We start from the raw sequence: 20,651 nt of genomic DNA on the forward strand, positions 1-20,651 counted from the left end.
ACTTTAACTTAAAAAATACTTCTTGTTGAAAGTTGCATGCCCTTTGCCAAAAAAATCATCCAGTAACTAATTCTCTGTCAGATAAAATGCTTTTAATATTCAAAACACACAAAACCCATCAGTTAAAGCTTACAACGACTGATCGACATTAGAATCTAAATGTGTCCTTTTTATGTCAATTTAACATATTTCCCAGTTTTCTCATTTAGATCTCATTATAGGAAGCACATGAAAAACGAAAACAAAAGACTCAAAACGTTCCCGCTTCAAGCGATTATCTCCAACCCTAAATTCCATTGGAGAGATTTAGTAGCGCTGAAGTGTGGTTTTTTTATGTTTTGTATGTGTTTTTAAATTTTTTTCATTGGAGAGTTTGTCATGAAAAAATTGTATGCCACACGAACAGCAAGCAATATGAAATCTTCTCGTTTTTCTTTTGTTAATGTTTCTTTGCTGGCTGCAATGACTGCGTTTTTATCGAGTGTTTTCCCTGTTTTTGCGGGAAATTTCGATTTAATAGAACAAGTTCTTCAAAGCATGAGGAATGCGACGGCAGTTTATTCTCAAGCAAATGATAGAAGTATTGTTTCTGCTTATGACAGTCATAACAGTGATGTGGATCTCTTTGACAATCCCAGTGTACCAAAGACAAGATATTTAGCCGCACTGAATAGACTAGGGACGCCTTCTGCTACGGACAGTGACTATGCAAATTTTCTAACAAAAATGCTTTTAAGTAAAAATGGTGCAGATGCAAATATTATTGATGTATCTGATGCTTCGCGGAGCGGTGTGATCAGGGAAGATTTCAGGATATCAGCCCTAGGCACTAATAATACCATTCTTGGCAATTCTGAGAGCATCACTTTCATGGATAGTGATCGTGTACCGGCAGGACAATTTTACGCTGCTTCTTTAGGTGACAAGTCGGTAGCATCAGGTAAGAATAGCATTTCTATGGGCCACTTGACTGAATCTTTGGGTAAGGGCAGTGCCGCAATAGATTCCGCATTTAATGATAGTAACGAGTATAATAACGAGAAAGATAAAGAGAGTGTTTATACAATTGCAAAGGATGATTATTCACTAGTTATAGGTGCTACTTCTAAGGCTCTGGCGCATGGTGCAACTGTTCTTGGTCATCGCTCATATGGACTAGGTGACAGGTCTACTTCAATAGGATATTATTCGGAGGCAAGGACAGCGGGAAGTGTTGCTCTAGGGGCTTATTCTTTGTCTGATGTTGTTGCTGGGGTTGCAGGTTATTCTCCTCTTTTGAAGAAGAATGCGACAGATACCAGTCTCGCATGGAAAAGTACGCAAGGTGCTGTAAGTGTTGGTAGTTCTGATGAGAACATAACGAGGCAAATTATAAGAGTTGCTGCTGGTACTCAAGATACGGATGCAGTAAATGTTGCACAGTTGAAATCGTTACAAGACTACGTAGACAAAGGTTGGAAACTCCTTGTTGGTGGTATGGATTATACAGCTGTTAGTGTAGACAAGACAGTAAATTTTTCCGCTGGAAGTAGCAACCTAAATATTACAAAAGACGAAGACGACAATAAGCTAAAATTCGATTTAGCTGAAGATATTACGTTGAGCAGTGCAAAAGTTGGAGAAGATACCTTAGACGCAACAGACTTAATAATTGCTAATAGCCCAGAAATAACGACCACTGGTATTGATGCTGCAAATAAAAAGATTACAAATGTAGCCACGGGCACTCAAGATACCGATATAGTGAATTTTACACTGCTAAAGGCAGCACAAGAAACAGCGGTTATAAAAGGTTTACAAATTAACACTACTGGCAAAGACTTTGCAGATGCTACGGCTGCTGCAGAAAATTCGGTTGCTCTTGGTAGCAAGGCCAGCGTTGATAAACTCTCCAGCGGTTCGCTTGCTCTTGGTGTTGGCGCATCTGTAAAGGATTATAAATCCAGTAAGGATTCTGTATTTGGTTCGCTAAATGGAATTGCCTTAGGTGCAGGTGCATCTGTATCTGGTACTCATGGTGTTGCTATTGGCGCTGGCGCAAAATCTGAGGGTACATCTGCGTTTGCTCTTGGTGCTAATGCATTTTCCAGCACAGGTGGTGTTGCTATTGGTGTTTCTACAGAATCCATGGTGGATTCGATCGCTATTGGTCACAACGCAAAAACTAATGGCCAAGGCTCGGTTGTTATTGGTTTCAATGCAAAAACTCAGTCTGTTTCTTCGGTTGCTATTGGTGATGGCACACAAACTTTAGAACGTGATTCGATTGCTTTGGGTGCATATGCAAAGACTGAAAAAAACAGCAGATATTCTATTGCTTTTGGTTCTCAAGCACAAGCATCAGCTTATAATGGTATTGCTCTGGGAAGTTATTCTGTAGCTGATGTTGCAGGTGGTATTTCGGGTTATGATCCTAGACTTAGAAAGAACTCAAATGAAAAGGGCAACGCATGGGTATCCTCTTTTGGTGCACTCAGTATTGGTAGTGGCCAGTATAAAAGAACCAGGCAGATTGTAGGTGTTGCTGCTGGCTTGGAGGACACTGATGCAGTGAATGTTGCGCAGTTAAAAGCTCTACAAGACTCTATGAACCTAAGTTGGGAACTCTCTGTTAATGGTGCAAATGCGACGATTGTTAATTCAACCAACTCAATGGATTTGGTAACTGGAAGTAGCAACCTAAATATTACAAAAGGCGATAATGACAATAAGGTAAAATTTGATTTAGCTCAGAATGTTATAGTTAATAGTGTAGAAGTCGGGAAGGGTACTTTAGATACAAAAGGATTGAAAATCGAAGGGATTGTTTTAGATGAGACAGGTTTACACATTAATGAGGGCCTTCAGATAACGACTACTGGTATTAATGCTGCAAGTAGTAAGATTACAAATGTGGAAAATGGCACTGACGATAACGATGCGGTAAATTTTTCTCAGCTAAAGGAAATAAAACAGCAAGTAGCATCCAGTAGTTTTGTTAAACAAAATACCGAGACCAAGCATATCACGATTGGTGCGGAAACAGATGGCGATAAAATTGATATTACCGACAAAGATAAAAATCAGCGTACACTTACTGGTGTAAAGGATGGTGCACTCTCTGCAACTTCCACAGAAGCGGTAACGGGTTCACAACTTTTTAAAACCAATAATGATGTTACAGAGGCTAAGAGTAATATTACTAAGAACACTACTGACATAGAAAAAGCCAACAGTAACATATCGTCTATTGATAAGAATATATCACAATATTTAGGCGGTAGTGCCGATGTGCTTGAAGGTAAGAAGCCTAGTTATACTGTTCAAGGTACCATGTATGATAATGTTACCAGTGCTTTTGCTGGTGTGGACAGTTCTATTACGAAAATTCACAATGAAATTTCTAAAAAAGTTGATCAAAATGCTTTGTTGTGGGATGATTCTGAAGGATCCTTTGTTGCAAAGCATGGCGGGGACGGTGCAAAAACAAGCAGCAAAATTAAGTATCTTGCGTCTGGTGATCTCTCAGCGAGTTCAACGGATGCGGTAACTGGCTCGCAGCTTTATTCTACGAACCAGAAGGTGGATACTGTAACTAATAATCTACAAACAGCAGCCACGAATATAGCCAAATCCTTTGGAGGTGAAGCTAAGTATGAGAATGGTACATGGACGCCTCCTACATTCAAGGTTACTACAATCAAGGAAGATGGGAGTTCTGAAAGTAAGGATTATCCTGATATAGCTTCTGTTTTTGCAGGTGTAGGTAGCTCTTTCACAAATGTGAATAGTTCTATCACGAAGGCTAAAGACGAGATTAGCAAAGAGATTAATAATGCGATTACCGATGTAAAAGGTGATAGTCTTGTTAAGAAAGATAAGGAAACTAATTTTATCACCATTGGTAAAGAAGTAGAAGGTGATAAAATTGATATCACCAACAAAGATAAAAATCAGCGTACTCTCACGGGCATAAAGGCTGGTGAACTTTCAGCCACTTCCACAGAAGCAGTAACTGGTTCGCAGCTTTTTAAAACGGACAGTAATGTTTCCAAGAACACTACGGATCTAGCCCAAGCTAACATCGATATTTTTAGGAATGCTGCTGACATAATACAAGTTAGCAATAATATATTGATTCTTAATGAGAATATGTCACAATATTTAGGCGGTGATGCTGATGTATTGGGAGGTAAGGCGCCGACTTTTACTGTTAAGGGCGAAACGTATCGTGATGTTAGTTCCGCTTTTGCCGGAATTGATCAAAATGCTTTATTGTGGGATGATTCTGAAGGATCTTTTGTTGCAAAGCACGGAGAAAAAGGGAAAGAAACAAGCAGCAAAATTAAGTATCTTGCGTCTGGTGATCTCTCAGCGAGTTCAATGGATGCGGTAACTGGCTCGCAGCTTTTTGAAACGAACCAGAAGGTGGATACTGTAACTAATAATCTACAAACAGCAGCCACGAATATAGCCAAATCCTTTGGAGGTGAAGCTAAGTATGAGAATGGTACATGGACGCCTCCTACATTCAAGGTTACTACAATCAAGGAAGATGGGAGTTCTGAAAGTAAGGATTATCCTGATATAGCTTCTGTTTTTGCAGGTGTAGGTAGCTCTTTCACAAATGTGAATAGTTCTATCACGAAGGCTAAAGACGAGATTAGCAAAGAGATTAATAATGCGATTACCGATGTAAAAGGTGATAGTCTTGTTAAGAAAGATAAGGAAACTAATTTTATCACCATTGGTAAAGAAGTAGAAGGTGATAAAATTGATATCACCAACAAAGATAAAAATCAGCGTACTCTCACGGGCATAAAGGCTGGTGAACTTTCAGCCACTTCCACAGAAGCAGTAACTGGTTCGCAGCTTTTTAAAACGGACAGTAATGTTTCCAAGAACACTACGGATCTAGCCCAAGCTAACATCGATATTTTTAGGAATGCTGCTGACATAATACAAGTTAGCAATAATATATTGATTCTTAATGAGAATATGTCACAATATTTAGGCGGTGATGCTGATGTATTGGTAGGTAAGGCACCGACTTTTACTGTTAAGGGTGAAACGTATCGTGATGTTGGTTCCGCTTTTGCCGGAATTGATAAAAATGCTTTGTTGTGGGATGATTCTGAAGGATCTTTTGTTGCAAAGCACGGAGAAAAAGGGAAAGAAACAAGTAGCAAAATTAAGTATCTTGCGGCTGGTGATCTCTCAGCGAGTTCAACGGATGCGGTGAATGGTTCGCAGCTTTATTCTACGAACCAGAAGGTGGATACTGTAACTAATAATCTACAAACAGCAGCAACGAATATAGCCAAATCCTTTGGAGGTGAAGCTAAGTATGAGAATGGTACATGGACGCCTCCTACATTCAAGGTTACTACAATTAAGAAAGATGGGAATTCTGAAGAGAAAACTTATAATAATGTATCTGATGCTTTGGTTGGAGTTGGTTCTTCTTTCACGAATGTACAAGATAAATTTACCTCTGAGCTAACCACCCAGATTAATAATGCGATTACCGATGTGAAAGGTGATAGTCTTGTTAAGAAAGATAAAGCAACGAATCTTATCTCGATTGGTGCGGAAATAGATGGCGATAAAATTGATATTACCAACAAAAATAAAGAGAATCGTACCCTTACAGGCATAAAGGATGGCACACTCTCAGCGAGTTCAACGGATGCGGTAACTGGATCGCAGCTTTTTGAAACGAACAGTAACGTTACTAAGAATACTGCCGACCTAGCACAAGCTAACAACTATATTTTTAGGAATGCTGCTGACATAGTACATGTTAAGACTGATATATGGTCTCTTGATACGAATATATCACAATATTTAGGCGGTGGTGCCGATGTATTGGTAGGTAAGGCACCGACTTTTACTGTTAAGGGTGAAACGTATCGTGATGTTGGTTCCGCTTTTGCCGGAATTGATAAAAATGCTTTGTTGTGGGATGATTCTGAAGGATCTTTTGTTGCAAAGCACGGAGAAAAAGGGAAAGAAACAAGCAGCAAAATTAAGTATCTTGCGGCTGGTGATCTCTCAGCGAGTTCAACGGATGCGGTGAATGGTTCGCAGCTTTTTGAGACAAATGATAAATTTGCTACCTATTTTGGAGGTGGCACTAAATATGAGAATGGTACATGGACGTCTCCTACATTCAAGGTTACCACAATCAAGGAAGATGGGAATTCTGAAGATAAGGATTATTCTGATATAGCTTCTGTTTTTGCGGGTGTAGGTACCTCTTTCACAAATGTGAGTAGTTCTATCACGAAGGTTAAAGATGAGATTAGCAAAAAGATTGATAATGCGATTACCGATGTAAAAGGTAATAGTCTTGTTAAGAAAGAAGATACAACGAATCTTATCACCATTGGTAAAGAAGTAGAAGGTGATAAAATTGATATTACTAACAAAGATAAAAAGCAGCGTATACTTACTGGTGTAAAAGATGGTGCACTCTCTGAAACTTCCACAGAAGCGGTAACGGGTTCACAACTTTTTAAAACTAATAATGATGTTACAGAGGCTAAGAGTAATATTGCCAAGAACACTACTGACATAGCAAAAGCCAACAGTAATATATCGTCTATTGATAAGAATATATCACAATATTTAGGTGGTGGTGCCGATGTGCTTGAAGGTAAGAAGCCTAGTTATACTGTTCAAGGTACCACGTATGATAATGTTACCAGTGCTTTTGCTGGTGTGGACAGTTCTATTACGAAAATTCACAATGAAATTTCTAAAAAAGTTGATCAAAATGCTTTGTTGTGGGATGATTCTGAAGGATCCTTTGTTGCAAAGCATGGCGGGAACGGTGCAAAAACAAGCAGCAAAATTAAGTATCTTGCGGCTGGTGATCTCTCAGCGAGTTCAACGGATGCGGTAACTGGCTCGCAGCTTTTTGAAACGAACCAGAAGGTGGATATTGTAACTAGTAATCTACAAACAGCAGCCACGAATATAGCCAAATCCTTTGGAGGTGAAGCTAAGTATGAGAATGGTACATGGACGCTTCCTACATTCAAGGTTACCACAATCAAGGAAGATGGGAATTCTGAAGAGAAAATTTATAATAATTTATCTGATGTTTTGGCTGGAGTTGGTTCTTCTTTCACGAATGTACAAGATAAATTTACCTCTGAGCTAACCACCCAGATTAATAATGCGATTACCGATGTGAAAGGTGATAGTCTTGTTAAGAAAGATAAAGTCACGAATCTTATCACGATTGGTGCGGAAATAGATGGCGATAAAATTGATATTACCAACAAAGATAAAAAGCAGCGTACACTTACTGGTGTAAAGGATGGCACACTCTCAGCGAGTTCAACGGATGCGGTAACTGGCTCGCAGCTTTTTGAAACGGACAGTAATGTTTCCAAGAATACTGCCGACCTAGCACAAGCTAACAACTATATTTTTAGGAATGCTGCTGACATAGTACATGTTAAGACTGATATATGGTCTCTTGATACGAATATATCACAATATTTAGGCGGTGGTGCCGATGTATTGGTAGGTAAGGCACCGACTTTTACTGTTAAGGGTGAAACGTATCGTGATGTTGGTTCCGCTTTTGCCGGAATTGATAAAAATGCTTTGTTGTGGGATGATTCTGAAGGATCTTTTGTTGCAAAGCACGGAGAAAAAGGGAAAGAAACAAGCAGCAAAATTAAGTATCTTGCGGCTGGTGAACTTTCAGAGAGCTCAACGGATGCGGTGAATGGTTCGCAGCTTTATTCTACGAACCAGAAGGTGGATACTGTAACTAGTAATCTACAAACAGCAGCCACGAATATAGCCAAATCCTTTGGTGGTGGCACTAAATATGAGAATGGTACATGGACGCCTCCTACATTCAAGGTTACCACAATCAAGGAAGATGGGAGTTCTGAAGAGAAAACTTATAATAATGTATCTGATGCTTTGGTTGGAGTTGGTTCTTCTTTCACGAATGTACAAGATAAATTTACCTCTGAGCTAACCACCCAGATTAATAATGCGATTACCGATGTGAAAGGTGATAGTCTTGTTAAGAAAGATAAAGCAACGAATCTTATCTCGATTGGTGCGGAAATAGATGGCGATAAAATTGATATTACCAACAAAAATAAAAAGAAGCGTACACTTACAGGCGTAAAGGATGGCACACTCTCAGCGAGTTCAACGGATGCGGTAACTGGCTCGCAGCTTTTTGAAACGGACAGTAATGTTTCCAAGAATACTGCCGACCTAGCACAAGCTAACAACTATATTTTTAGGAATGCTGCTGACATAGTACATGTTAAGACTGATATATGGTCTCTTGATACGAATATATCACAATATTTAGGCGGTGGTGCCGATGTATTGGTAGGTAAGGCACCGACTTTTACTGTTAAGGGCGAAACGTATCGTGATGTTAGTTCCGCTTTTGCCGGAATTGATCAAAATGCTTTATTGTGGGATGATTCTGAAGGATCTTTTGTTGCAAAGCATGGCGGGGACGGTACAAAAACAAGCAGCAAAATTAAGTATCTTGCGTCTGGTGATCTCTCAGAGAGTTCAACGGATGCGGTAACTGGCTCGCAGCTTTATTCTACGAACCAGAAGGTGGATACTGTAACTAATAATCTACAAACAGCAGCCACGAATATAGCCAAATCCTTTGGAGGTGAAGCTAAGTATGAGAATGGTACATGGACGCCTCCTACATTCAAGGTTACTACAATCAAGGAAGATGGGAGTTCTGAAAGTAAGGATTATCCTGATATAGCTTCTGTTTTTGCAGGTGTAGGTAGCTCTTTCACAAATGTGAATAGTTCTATCACGAAGGCTAAAGATGAGATTAGCAAAGAGATTAATAATGCGATTACCGATGTAAAAGGTGATAGTCTTGTTAAGAAAGATAAGGAAACTAATTTTATCACCATTGGTAAAGAAGTAGAAGGTGATAAAATTGATATCACCAACAAAGATAAAAATCAGCGTACTCTCACGGGCATAAAGGCTGGTGAACTTTCAGCCACTTCCACAGAAGCAGTAACTGGTTCGCAGCTTTTTAAAACGGACAGTAATGTTTCCAAGAACACTACGGATCTAGCCCAAGCTAACATCGATATTTTTAGGAATGCTGCTGACATAATACAAGTTAGCAATAATATATTGATTCTTAATGAGAATATGTCACAATATTTAGGCGGTGATGCTGATGTATTGGTAGGTAAGGCACCGACTTTTACTGTTAAGGGTGAAACGTATCGTGATGTTGGTTCCGCTTTTGCCGGAATTGATAAAAATGCTTTGTTGTGGGATGATTCTGAAGGATCTTTTGTTGCAAAGCACGGAGAAAAAGGGAAAGAAACAAGTAGCAAAATTAAGTATCTTGCGGCTGGTGATCTCTCAGCGAGTTCAACGGATGCGGTGAATGGTTCGCAGCTTTTTGAGACAAATGATAAATTTGCTACCTATTTTGGAGGTGGCACTAAATATGAGAATGGTACATGGACGTCTCCTACATTCAAGGTTACTACAATCAAGGAAGATGGGAATTCTGAAGATAAGGATTATTCTGATATAGCTTCTGTTTTTGCAGATGTAGGTACCTCTTTCACAAATGTGAATAGTTCTATCACGAAGGTTAAAGATGAGATTAGTAAAAAGATTGATAATGCGATTACCGATGTAAAAGGTAATAGTCTTGTTAAGAAAGAAGATACAACGAATCTTATCACCATTGGTAAAGAAGTAGAAGGTGATAAAATTGATATTACTAACAAAGATAAAAAGCAGCGTATACTTACTGGTGTAAAAGATGGTGCACTCTCTGCAACTTCCACAGAAGCGGTAACGGGTTCACAACTTTTTAAAACTAATAATGATGTTACAGAGGCTAAGAGTAATATTACTAAGAACACTACTGACATAGCAAAAGCCAACAGTAATATATCGTCTATTGATAAGAATATATCACAATATTTAGGTGGTGGTGCCGATGTGCTTGAAGGTAAGAAGCCTAGTTATACTGTTCAAGATACCACGTATGATAATGTTACCAGTGCTTTTGCTGGTGTGGACAGTTCTATTACGAAAATTCACAATGAAATTGCTAAAAAAGTTGATCGAAATGCTTTGTTGTGGGATGATTCTGAAGGATCCTTTGTTGCAAAGCACGGAGAAAAAGGGGAAGAAACAAGCAGCAAAATTAAGTATCTTGCGGCTGGTGATCTCTCAGAGAGCTCAACGGATGCGGTAACGGGTTCACAGCTTTATTCTACGAACCAGAAGGTGGATACTGTAACTAGTAATCTACAAACAGCAGCAACGAATATAGCCAAATCCTTTGGAGGTGGCACTAAATATGAGAATGGTACATGGACGCCTCCTACATTCAAGGTTACTACAATCAAGGAAGATGGGAATTCTGAAAGTAAGGATTATCCTGATATAGCTTCTGTTTTTGCAGATGTAGGTACCTCTTTCACAAATGTGAATAGTTCTATCACGAAGGCTAAAAATGAAATTAGCAAAGAGATTAATAATGCGATTACCGATGTAAAAGGTGATAGTCTTGTTAAGAAAGATAAGGAAACTAATTTTATCACCATTGGTAAAGAAGTAGATGGCGATAAAATTGATATTATCAACAAAGATAAGGAGAATCGTACCCTTACAGGCGTAAAGGATGGCACACTCTCAGCGAGTTCAACGGATGCGGTGAATGGTTCGCAGCTTTATTCTACGAACCAGAAGGTGGATACTGTAACTAGTAATCTACAAACAGCAGCCATGAATATAGCCAAATCCTTTGGAGGTGAAGCTAAGTATGAGAATGGTACATGGACGCCTCCTACATTCAAGGTTACTACAATCAAGGAAGATGGGAATTCTGAAAGTAAGGATTATTCTGATATAGCTTCTGTTTTTGCAGGTGTAGGTACCTCTTTCACAAATGTGAGTAGTTCTATCACGAAGGTTAAAGATGAGATTAGCAAAAAGATTGATAATGCGATTACCGATGTAAAAGGTGATAGTCTTGTTAAGAAAGAAGGCACAACGAATCGCATCACCATTGGTAAAGAAGTAGAAGGCAGTGAAATCAATATCGCGAACAATAGTGGCGCAGATCGAACTCTTTCTGGTGTGAAGGAAGCGACACAAAACAATGAAGCTGTTAACAAGGGTCAGTTTGATAAAGGCTTGAAAGATTTTTCGAACAGTCTTCAGTCAGATGATTCAGCTGTTGTTCATTACGATAAGAAAAAAAGTGAAGACGATGCCATTGATTACACGAGCGTAACTTTAGGAAAAGGTAATGGTTCTACAGCTGTAGGTCTCCATAATGTTGCTGATGGTAATATTTCCAAGGGTTCACGTGATGCGATCACTGGTGGTCAGATTGATAAAATATCTCAGGATGTTGCGAAATACCTAGGTGGAGATGCAGCCTTTACGAATGGTGCATTTACGGGTCCTATCTATAAATTATCTAAGGTTGATATAGATGGTAATGTGGAAAATGCTACCTTTAACGATGTTGGTACAGCTTTTGATGGACTTGATACAAGTATCAAGAATGTGAATCAGCGTATTAAGGAAGTATCTCAAGGTGTTGCGCAAGATTCTTTATCGTGGAGCAAGAATGATAGTGCATTTGTTGCACAACACGGAGATGGATCAGAAAGAACAAATAGCAAAATTAAGTATCTTGCGGCTGGTGAACTTTCAGAGAGCTCAACGGATGCGGTAACTGGCTCGCAGCTTTTTGAAACGAACAGTAACGTTACTAAGAATACTACCGACCTAGCACAAGCTAACAACGATATTTTTAGGAATGCTGCTGACATAGTGCACGTTAAGACTGATATATGGTCTCTTGGTACAAATATATCACAATATTTAGGTGGTGGTGCCGATGTGCTTCAAGATAAGAAGCCTAGTTATACTGTTCAAGGTACGGAATATAATGATGTTGGTTCTGCTTTTGCCGGTGTGAGTAGTTCTATTACAGATGTTCATAATGAGATTAAAACTGAAATTAACAAAGTTATAAGTGACAGTCTTGTTAAGCAGGATGAAAAGACGCATGTTATCAATATTGGTAAAGAAGTAGAAGGCAGTGAAATCAATATTGCAAACAATGAAGGTGCAGAACGGACTCTTTCTGGTGTGAAGGAAGCGACACAAAATAATGAAGCCGTTAATAAAGGTCAACTTGATAAAAGTTTAAAGGATCTCTCTGCAAATATTCAGTCTGGTGATTCTGCAGTTGTTCTCTATGATAAAAAAGAAGGTGACAATGGAGAGACTGATTACACGAGTGTGACTTTTGGGAAAGGCAAAGGTTCTGCCCCTGTCGGTTTGCATAATGTAGCGGATGGGAATATTGCGAGTGGTTCACATGATGCAGTCAATGGTGGTCAGATTAATACAATTTCTCAGGATGTTGCGAAATTCTTAGGTGGTGAAGCAGCCTTTAGCAATGGTGTATTTACAGCTCCGACTTATAAAATTTCTAATATTACTGACGATGGTACGGTAACGGATAAATCCCATAACGATGTTGATTCAGCCTTTGCTGGTCTTGATGCGAGTGTCAAGAATGTGAATACTCATCTAACGAATGAGGTCAAAAAGTTTGATGAAAAAATCACTAATATTGCTCAACACGTCAAAGGCGATGCTTTATTGTGGAGCAAGTCTGACAATGCCTTTATAGCGCTTCATGGGGAAGAAGACAAAAAGACTAACAGCAAGATTAAGTTTCTTGCAAATGGAGATATAACTGATGGCTCTACGGATGCGGTCACAGGTGGTCAGCTTCATACCTTGGGTACTGGGGTTGCTTCAACTTTAGGCGGTAGCGCTAGCTATGAGAATGGTATATGGACAGCTCCTACTTTCAAAGTTAAGATCGTTAATGAAGCTGGTACTGAGGTTGAGGATAAAGATTATAGCAGTGTTGCAGCTGCCTTTGAGGGTATTGGTACATCTTTTGCGAATCTTCATAAAGAGGTTACTGAAAGCAATACAGAGGTTACTGAGCAGATTAAGCAGAATGCGTTGTTGTGGAGTGATGCTGACAATGCCTTTGTAGCGCTTCATGAGAAAGATGGAGCAAAAGTAAATGGCAAGATTACGCACCTTCAGGCTGGTGAACTCTCTGCAATTTCCACAGAAGCAGTAAATGGTTCGCAGCTTTATTCGCTTAATGAGACACTTGCGAAGTATTTTGGTGGCGGAGCTGGCTATGATGCGGAAGGAAATTGGCAAGCTCCTAGTTTTATAGTTAAGACAGTTAAGGAAGGTGGTGAGTCTAAAGAAACGAGCTATACGAATGTATCTGAAGCTTTGACTGGAGTAGGTAGTTCTATCACGAATGTTAAAAATGAGCTAACCGCCCAGATTAATAATGAGATTAGTAGTGTGAAAGACGAGAATCTTGTTAAGCAAGATAAAACGACGCATCTCATCAACCTTGGTAAGGAAGTAGAAGGCAGTGAAATCAATATCACGAACAAGAATGGTATAGATCGAATTCTTTCTGGTGTGAAGGCGGCTGAGAATGATAATGAGGCTGTTAACAAAGGTCAGCTTGATAAAAGTTTAGCGGAACTTTCTGCAAATATTCAGTCTGATGATTCTGCAGTTGTTCTTTACGATAAGAAAGAAGATGGAGAAACCAATTATACGAGTGTGACTTTTGGGAAAGGAAATGATTCCGCCCCCGTTGGTTTGCATAATGTGGCGGACGGTCAGATTGCGAGTGGTTCACATGATGCAGTCAATGGTGGTCAGATTGATAAAATCTCTCAAGATGTTGCGCAGTATTTAGGTGGAGATGCAGGTTTTAAGGATGGTGCGTTTACAGGTCTAACCTATAAATTATCTGAGGTTGATGCAGATGGTCAGGTATTAGATAAATCTTTCAATGATGTTGGTTCTGCTTTTACTGGTCTTGATATGAATATCAAGAATGTGAATAGTAATCTAACGAATAAGTTCAACGAACTTAATCAAAGCATAACGAATATTACTGAAGAAGTTAAAGGTGATGCCTTATTGTGGGACAAGGAAGAAGAAGCATTTGTTGTCAAACATGGCAAGGATGGTGCAAAGACGAATAGCAAGATTACGCACCTTGCAGATGGCAATATTGCTTCTGGCTCTACGGAAGCAGTCACGGGTGGTCAACTTTATTCGTTGAAGAGCACGCTTGCGAAGTATTTTGATGGCGGAGCTGGCTATGATGCGGAAGGAAATTGGCAAGCTCCCAGTTTTATAGTTAAGACAGTTAAGGAAGGTGGTGAGTCTGAAGAGACGAGCTATACGAGTGTGGCTGAAGCCTTGACTGGAGTAGGTAGTTCTATCACGAATGTTAAAAATGAGCTAACCACCCAGATCAATAATGAGATTAACAATGTAGTGTCTGAAAGCCTTGTTAAGCAAGATACGGATACACATGTTATCGCGATTGGTGCTGAAAAGAACGGTACTAAAGTTACTCTTGCAAACATTGATGGGGCTGCACGGACTCTCACAGGGGTAAGAACAGGAGCGCTTTCAGCGAATTCAACGGATGCGGTGAATGGTTCGCAGCTTTATTCTCTTAATAAGACGCTTGCGACGTATTTTGGTGGTGATGCTGGATATGAGGATGGAGAATGGAAAGCTCCTAGCTTTATAGTGAAGATTTTTGGTACTGATGGCACAGAAGATGAGAAAAGCTACGATAATGTAGCGGAAGCTTTTGCAGGTGTTAATACTGCCTTCACGAATATTAAAAATGAGGTGAACAATAAAATTAACAATGTAGTGGCTGATAGTCTTGTTAAGCAAGATGCTGACACAAAGATTATCAAGATTGGTGGTGAAAAAAGCGGCACTAAAGTTACTCTTGCAAACGTTGATGCTGCTGCACGGACTCTCACAGGTGTAAAAGCAGGAGCACTTTCAGAATTGTCAACGGATGCGGTTAATGGTTCTCAAGTTTATTTTCTGAATCAGACGCTTGCTGCTTATTTTGGAGGTGGTGCAGGATATAATGATGGTAAATGGACAAGTCCAACATTCAATGTTGTACACTTCAAGGAAGATGGTACAGCGGATGACAAGAAGTATGGGTACAACAGTGTAGCAGAGGCATTTGATGGCGTTAGTGGCAGTATGTTGAATATCAACGATCGCATTCGTGGTGTTGAAAAGAATGTTGCCTCAAATGGTTTAAATTGGAATAAGACAGAAGGGGCTTATGACGGTCGTCATAATGAAGAAGACAGTAAGATTACGCATGTAGCGGATGGTAAAGTAGAAGAAGGCTCTAAGGAAGTTGTGAATGGAGGACAGCTTTGGGAGACGAATAAGAAGGTTACAGCAGTTGAGGATAAGGTAAATACTATTGATAAAAAGGTGCAAGGTGTAGCTGTTGCCGCGGATGGTGCTGTTAAGTATGATAAGGATAGTGATGGAAAGAAAAAGAACAGGATCACGTTAGTTGGTGGAGATGAAAGTGCACCGGTATTGATAGATAATGTTGGAGATGGCACAATTGAGACAGGTTCTAAGGAAGCGGTTAATGGCGGTCAATTACATGATTATACTGAACAGCAGATGAAGATAGTTCTTGATGATGCGAATAAGTACACGGATGAACGTTTAACGAATGCTATGGGTAATGTTCTGAATGATGTAACAGCTTACACTGATATGAAGTTTGAAGCGTTAAGTTATGATATTGAAGATGTCCGGAAGGAGGCAAGACAAGCAGCGGCTATTGGTTTGGCTGTATCTAATTTACGTTACTATGATACACCTGGGTCTTTAAGTGTTTCATTTGGTACAGGTGTCTGGCGCAGTCAATCAGCCTTTGCTATTGGAGCTGGTTATACGTCTGAAGATGGAAATGTTCGTTCTAATTTATCTGTAACGAGTGCTGGAGGTCACTGGGGAATTGGAGCGGGGATTACCCTGAGGCTGAGATAATATAATAATGAAAAAAACAGATATCATTATAAAAAGGCAAAATATTTTAGTAAATATTCTGTTCGTCCTTGCCTTAATAAGTAAGGGCGAAAGCCTTGCCGACGGGAACAACAGTGTTTATACAGTGCATCCACCACACTTATCTATTCCTAAAGGGGAACCTGGTGAAATACGCCGAATTATTATGCAGTTTCATTATTGGACTTTGATTTGCGATGAAAAACAAAATCTTAAGCAAGGTGTATGTAACGTGACGCAGACCGTTCATGATCAAGAGGATAATACTATTTTTAGTTGGTCTCTTGTTTCTACGAAAAATGGTCAACCAGTAATGCTCTTTCGAACATTACCAGATGCTGATACAAATGTCCCTATTCGAATGTTTGTGGAAGGTATTAAAAATCCTATCCTTGTTCATTATACGCAATGTAGTAAAACGGTTTGCTTGGCACAATCGCCTGTAGGATCGATTTTTAGCAAACAAATAGAGCAGAGCAAAAAAGTACGTATTTCCTATAAGGTTAAAGAAGGAAAAATATTTTCTTTCACTGTGCCATTTAAAGGGCTGAGTGCAGCACTTTATTCTTTACAACGATAGACTGTATATAGTGCTTTTAACAGGGGTTATTTTCTCATAAATCATTACATTGCATTTTCAAAATTTGAGTGAAGAGTGCAATGTAGCAAGAAGCTTTATACAACCATGATGTAGAGATATTTTATCCAAATTATGGTGCATTTTGCAGATATAAAATCACAATAAGTTGTTTATATATAATAGAAAATCAAGATAGAGCTTTCCACAGGGATTATAGAGTGAATTACGTTAGTGGTTAACAGTAAAAATTACTGAGAGTAAGCAGTCTAAAATAGTAAAAATACCCATACATCGGACAAGGGATGAGTTAATTTATTTCTGTAAAAGCTTATTATGGATTTTTATAGCAATCTTATTTGATATCAATAACTTTCAATTGAAGTACTATAGTAGTGTTGATAGTAATGGCATAAAGAGTTCAGTCATTCTGTAAAATGCAATTACAACGCTGTTATTTCATGAATACGAAGGAGGATTATAGTTCAAAAACTCTCTAGGAGTATAAATTTATCTTTTTACAATAGAGATGCACTCCATGTGAATTACATGAAGAGAGGCTAGCAAATTACAAAAACAGATGTAAATCTGAACGATTAATTTATAGTTTCAAGTACATAAATAGAGATACGACTTTATGGGAATAAGCAAAAGATTATTCAAAAAGCTGGATATGCTAGATCGGAAAATCTTGACGAGAAATAGATAATTTTTTCTTGATATTGGTAATTTGATGCCGCATTGTTGCATTTAGCTTTAATGTTAACAGAATAGTTCTCGTGTTTGATTATTTGGGGGAAGAGCGCTCAAAGGATAAGGAAAAATGACTCCGTTAGATTATGGTACAAAAAAGCCAAAGCGAGGGAGAGCGTACGATACTAGAGTAAAACAATTTTGCAGTCACTATGGTGGCAATCAAAATAATCATTCTGCATTGTTACAGACAGGGACGTGTTCTACTTCTGTTAATATAAAGGAACAACAGCGAAAAAGACATTGTAAACAGAAGCGGGTATTTATTCAGTCTGATACAGCTTTTGAATTTCACGATCGAGCAATTGTAGATATCAAAAAAAACAAAAGTTTCAACAAGCATTTTTTTCCAAGGTTCTCTCAATTAGAATCTCTGCCTCTTTATGCGGCACTTGATTTAGGAACGAATAATTGTCGTCTTCTTATCGCATCTCCTAGTAAGCCAGGGTATTTTAAGGTTGTTGATGCTTTTTCACGTATCGTACGATTGGGAGAAGGTTTAGTAAATAACGGTTTTCTTAATGCAAAAGCAATGGATAGGGCGATTGAAGCGTTAAAAGTTTGTCGTTTAAAGCTAAAACAAAGGCGTATTAGGCGTTATCGTTTGGTCGCAACGGAAGCTTGCCGTTCGGCAAAAAATGGTAGATATTTTATTCAACGTGTTTTGAATGAAACTGGCCTTGAATTAGAAATTGTTGATAGGGAAACAGAAGCGCGCCTTGCTGTTTCAGGTTGCGGTACACTTGTTGAGCCGAATACTGATGCAATTGTGCTTTTTGATATTGGTGGGGGATCATCGGAAATTGTGCTCCTTGATGTTTCCAAAAGGCGTTCTTTACGTTTAACTGAACAGATTACGGCATGGACTTCTCTTCCTGTTGGTGTTGTCACTCTTGCTGAGCGCTTTGGAGGAAATGATGTTAGCTTAGACGATTTTGAAAAGATGAAAAGTTATGTGCGAAGTTTGCTAAATAATTTTTCAGGACGTTATAAACTGGGGACTCTAGCTCAAGGATCAAGGTTTCATCTTTTGGGAACTTCTGGAACGATTACGACTTTAGCGGGAATGCACCTTAATTTAGAACGCTATGATCGAAGGCAAGTTGATGGCATTTGGATGAACAATGCAGATATTACTCTGATAATGGAGCGCTTATTGTCATGGGACATCAAAAAACGTGTAAATAATCCTTGTATTGGGCGAGGGAGAGCGGATTTAATTTTAGCCGGCTGTGCAATCTTGGATGTTATTCGAGAAGTTTGGCCAAGTCGACGATTAAGAGTTGCTGATCGTGGCTTGAGAGAAGGAATTTTGATAGAGCTGATGTTACGCGATGGTGTATGGTGTCGACATAGGAAGGGAAAAAGCTTCAAACGCTCTAGCAGTTAGCAGAATACGGAGACAATGAATAGCTATGAAAAAAACGATAAAAACCCTGACTGGCGGATATGGTGGTTCAGGATCGCGTGAATTGTATCAACGTGTAAAGAAAAAATCAGGAACCATTAAAGCATCGTCGCGACGATGGTTAGAGAGGCATCTCAATGATCCTTATGTTCATCAGTCAAAAGTGGATGGCTATCGTTCGCGTGCGGCTTATAAATTAATCGAAATTAATGAGCGCTATGAATTTCTCAAAAAAGGTCAAAAGATTATTGATCTGGGAGCGGCACCGGGTGGTTGGTGTCAGGTGGCTGGGCGTATAGTAGGATCAAATGATGAAAATCCTAGCGTGGTTGGTATTGATTATTTGCATGTTGATCCGTTGCCTGGGGTTGTAATGCTGGAAATGAATTTTTTGCATGCAGATGCACCGCAGAAATTAATTAATGCTTTAGGGACAAAGCCGGATGTAGTGCTTTCTGATATGGCTGCACCAACGACAGGTCATCGTCAAACGGATCATTTAAGGACGATTTATCTGTGTGAAGTTGCTGCCGATTTTGCTCTTTCAGTTCTCAAGCCTGGAGGACATTTTTTAGCAAAGGCCTTTCAGGGTGGAGCAGAAAATACCCTTCTCACTACATTAAAGCAGAACTTTAAAACAGTTCATCATGTCAAACCACCCGCGAGCCGAACAGAATCAGTGGAGCTATATCTTTTAGCACTCGGATTTAAGGAAAAAACAGGAAACCAACAGTGATTTCTTCTGTTCAGAAGGCTTAAGTTTACTTAAATATTTATAATGTAAGGGTGTTTTTAAACAATTGTCGGTGATATTATTGGTGGTTTTTCTTTTGTCAATAATGAAAAACTAGTAAAACTGATGCATTGCCTGTAGAGGTAGGAGGATTGATTCCTCAGTGAGCGTTTCCAATGAAATTTCTTGATCAAGCTAAAATCTATATTCGTTCTGGTAATGGAGGAGCAGGGGCAGTCTCATTTCGTCGTGAGAAATTCATAGAATTTGGGGGGCCTGATGGAGGAAATGGAGGACGTGGTGGTGATGTTTGGGCTCTCGTTGTTGACGGACTTAACACGTTGATTGATTATCGCTACCAGCAGCATTTTAGAGCAAAAACAGGGGGGCATGGCAAAGGGCGTAACATGACGGGTGAAAAGGGTGGTGATATTATCCTTAAAGTGCCGGTTGGGACGCAAATTTTTGAAGAAGATAATACGACATTAATCTGTGATTTAACGGAAGTTGGACAACGTTACCGTCTTGCAAAAGGTGGGAATGGTGGTTTTGGGAACCTTCATTTTACGACATCTACGAATCGGGCACCTCGCCATGCAAATCCAGGTTTGGCTGGAGAAGAGCGCATACTTTGGCTTCGCTTGAAGTTAATTGCTGATGCGGGACTGATTGGTTTGCCAAATGCTGGAAAGTCAACTTTTTTAGCTTCCGTGACAGCTGCAAAGCCAAAAGTAGCAGATTATCCTTTTACCACTCTCTATCCTCATCTTGGTGTTGTGCGAATTGATGCCCGTGAATTTGTTTTGGCTGATATTCCCGGTCTAATTGAAGGGGCACATGAAGGTGTGGGGATCGGAGATCGTTTTTTAGGGCATGTAGAACGTTGTCGTGTTTTATTTCATTTGATTTCTGCTCAAGAAGAGGATGTAGCAAGGGCATATCAGATTGTGCGTAATGAACTCGAAGCATATGGAAATAATCTAAGAAATAAGACTGAAATTGTAGCTTTAAGTCAGATAGATACTCTCTCTGTTGAAGAGCGTAAAGCCAAACAAGAGGTTTTGCAAAGTGCAACGGGTAAATCTGTGATGATGGTTTCTGCGGTTAGTCGCGAAGGTTTAGAAAATGCGCTGCGTGCTGGTGCACATATTATTGAAATGGCATGCAAAGAGGATGTTGATAGGGATAGCAGGATTGAGTAA

General features: G+C 39.3%; 5 protein-coding genes. All 5 read left to right on the top strand.

Features of this window, described 5'->3' with window-relative positions:
- The first annotated feature begins 378 nt into the window (after positions 1-378).
- On the top strand, positions 379-15,960 hold the full coding sequence (locus V4P57_RS00455; RefSeq protein ID WP_455466258.1) for a Vomp family autotransporter: 15,582 nt from the start codon (positions 379-381) through the stop codon (positions 15,958-15,960).
- A 7-nt stretch (positions 15,961-15,967) separates the two neighbouring features.
- The gene (locus tag V4P57_RS00460) at positions 15,968-16,558 is read left to right on the top strand and encodes an invasion associated locus B family protein (protein WP_455466259.1); all 591 of its coding nucleotides are present in this window, start codon (positions 15,968-15,970) and stop codon (positions 16,556-16,558) included.
- 820 nt (positions 16,559-17,378) lie between these two features.
- The gene (locus tag V4P57_RS00465) at positions 17,379-18,698 is read left to right on the top strand and encodes a Ppx/GppA phosphatase family protein (protein WP_455466260.1); all 1,320 of its coding nucleotides are present in this window, start codon (positions 17,379-17,381) and stop codon (positions 18,696-18,698) included.
- 25 nt (positions 18,699-18,723) lie between these two features.
- Positions 18,724-19,452, top strand: coding sequence for an RlmE family RNA methyltransferase (locus tag V4P57_RS00470; protein WP_455466261.1), 729 nt, complete (start codon positions 18,724-18,726; stop codon positions 19,450-19,452).
- Between the two features lie 173 nt (positions 19,453-19,625).
- A complete protein-coding gene (gene obgE, locus V4P57_RS00475; RefSeq protein WP_455466262.1) occupies positions 19,626-20,651 on the top strand; it encodes a GTPase ObgE in 1,026 nt (341 codons plus the stop codon).

Source organism: Bartonella sp. B39, from assembly GCF_053795145.1.

What these genes read in the sequence shown, in the direction of transcription:
- V4P57_RS00455 (WP_455466258.1), top strand. Translation starts at nt 379, where the DNA reads ATGAAAAAATTGTATGCCACACGAACAGCAAGCAATATGAAATCTTCT.
- V4P57_RS00465 (WP_455466260.1), top strand. Translation starts at nt 17,379, where the DNA reads ATGACTCCGTTAGATTATGGTACAAAAAAGCCAAAGCGAGGGAGAGCG.
- obgE (WP_455466262.1), top strand. Translation starts at nt 19,626, where the DNA reads ATGAAATTTCTTGATCAAGCTAAAATCTATATTCGTTCTGGTAATGGA.
- V4P57_RS00470 (WP_455466261.1), top strand. Translation starts at nt 18,724, where the DNA reads ATGAAAAAAACGATAAAAACCCTGACTGGCGGATATGGTGGTTCAGGA.
- V4P57_RS00460 (WP_455466259.1), top strand. Translation starts at nt 15,968, where the DNA reads ATGAAAAAAACAGATATCATTATAAAAAGGCAAAATATTTTAGTAAAT.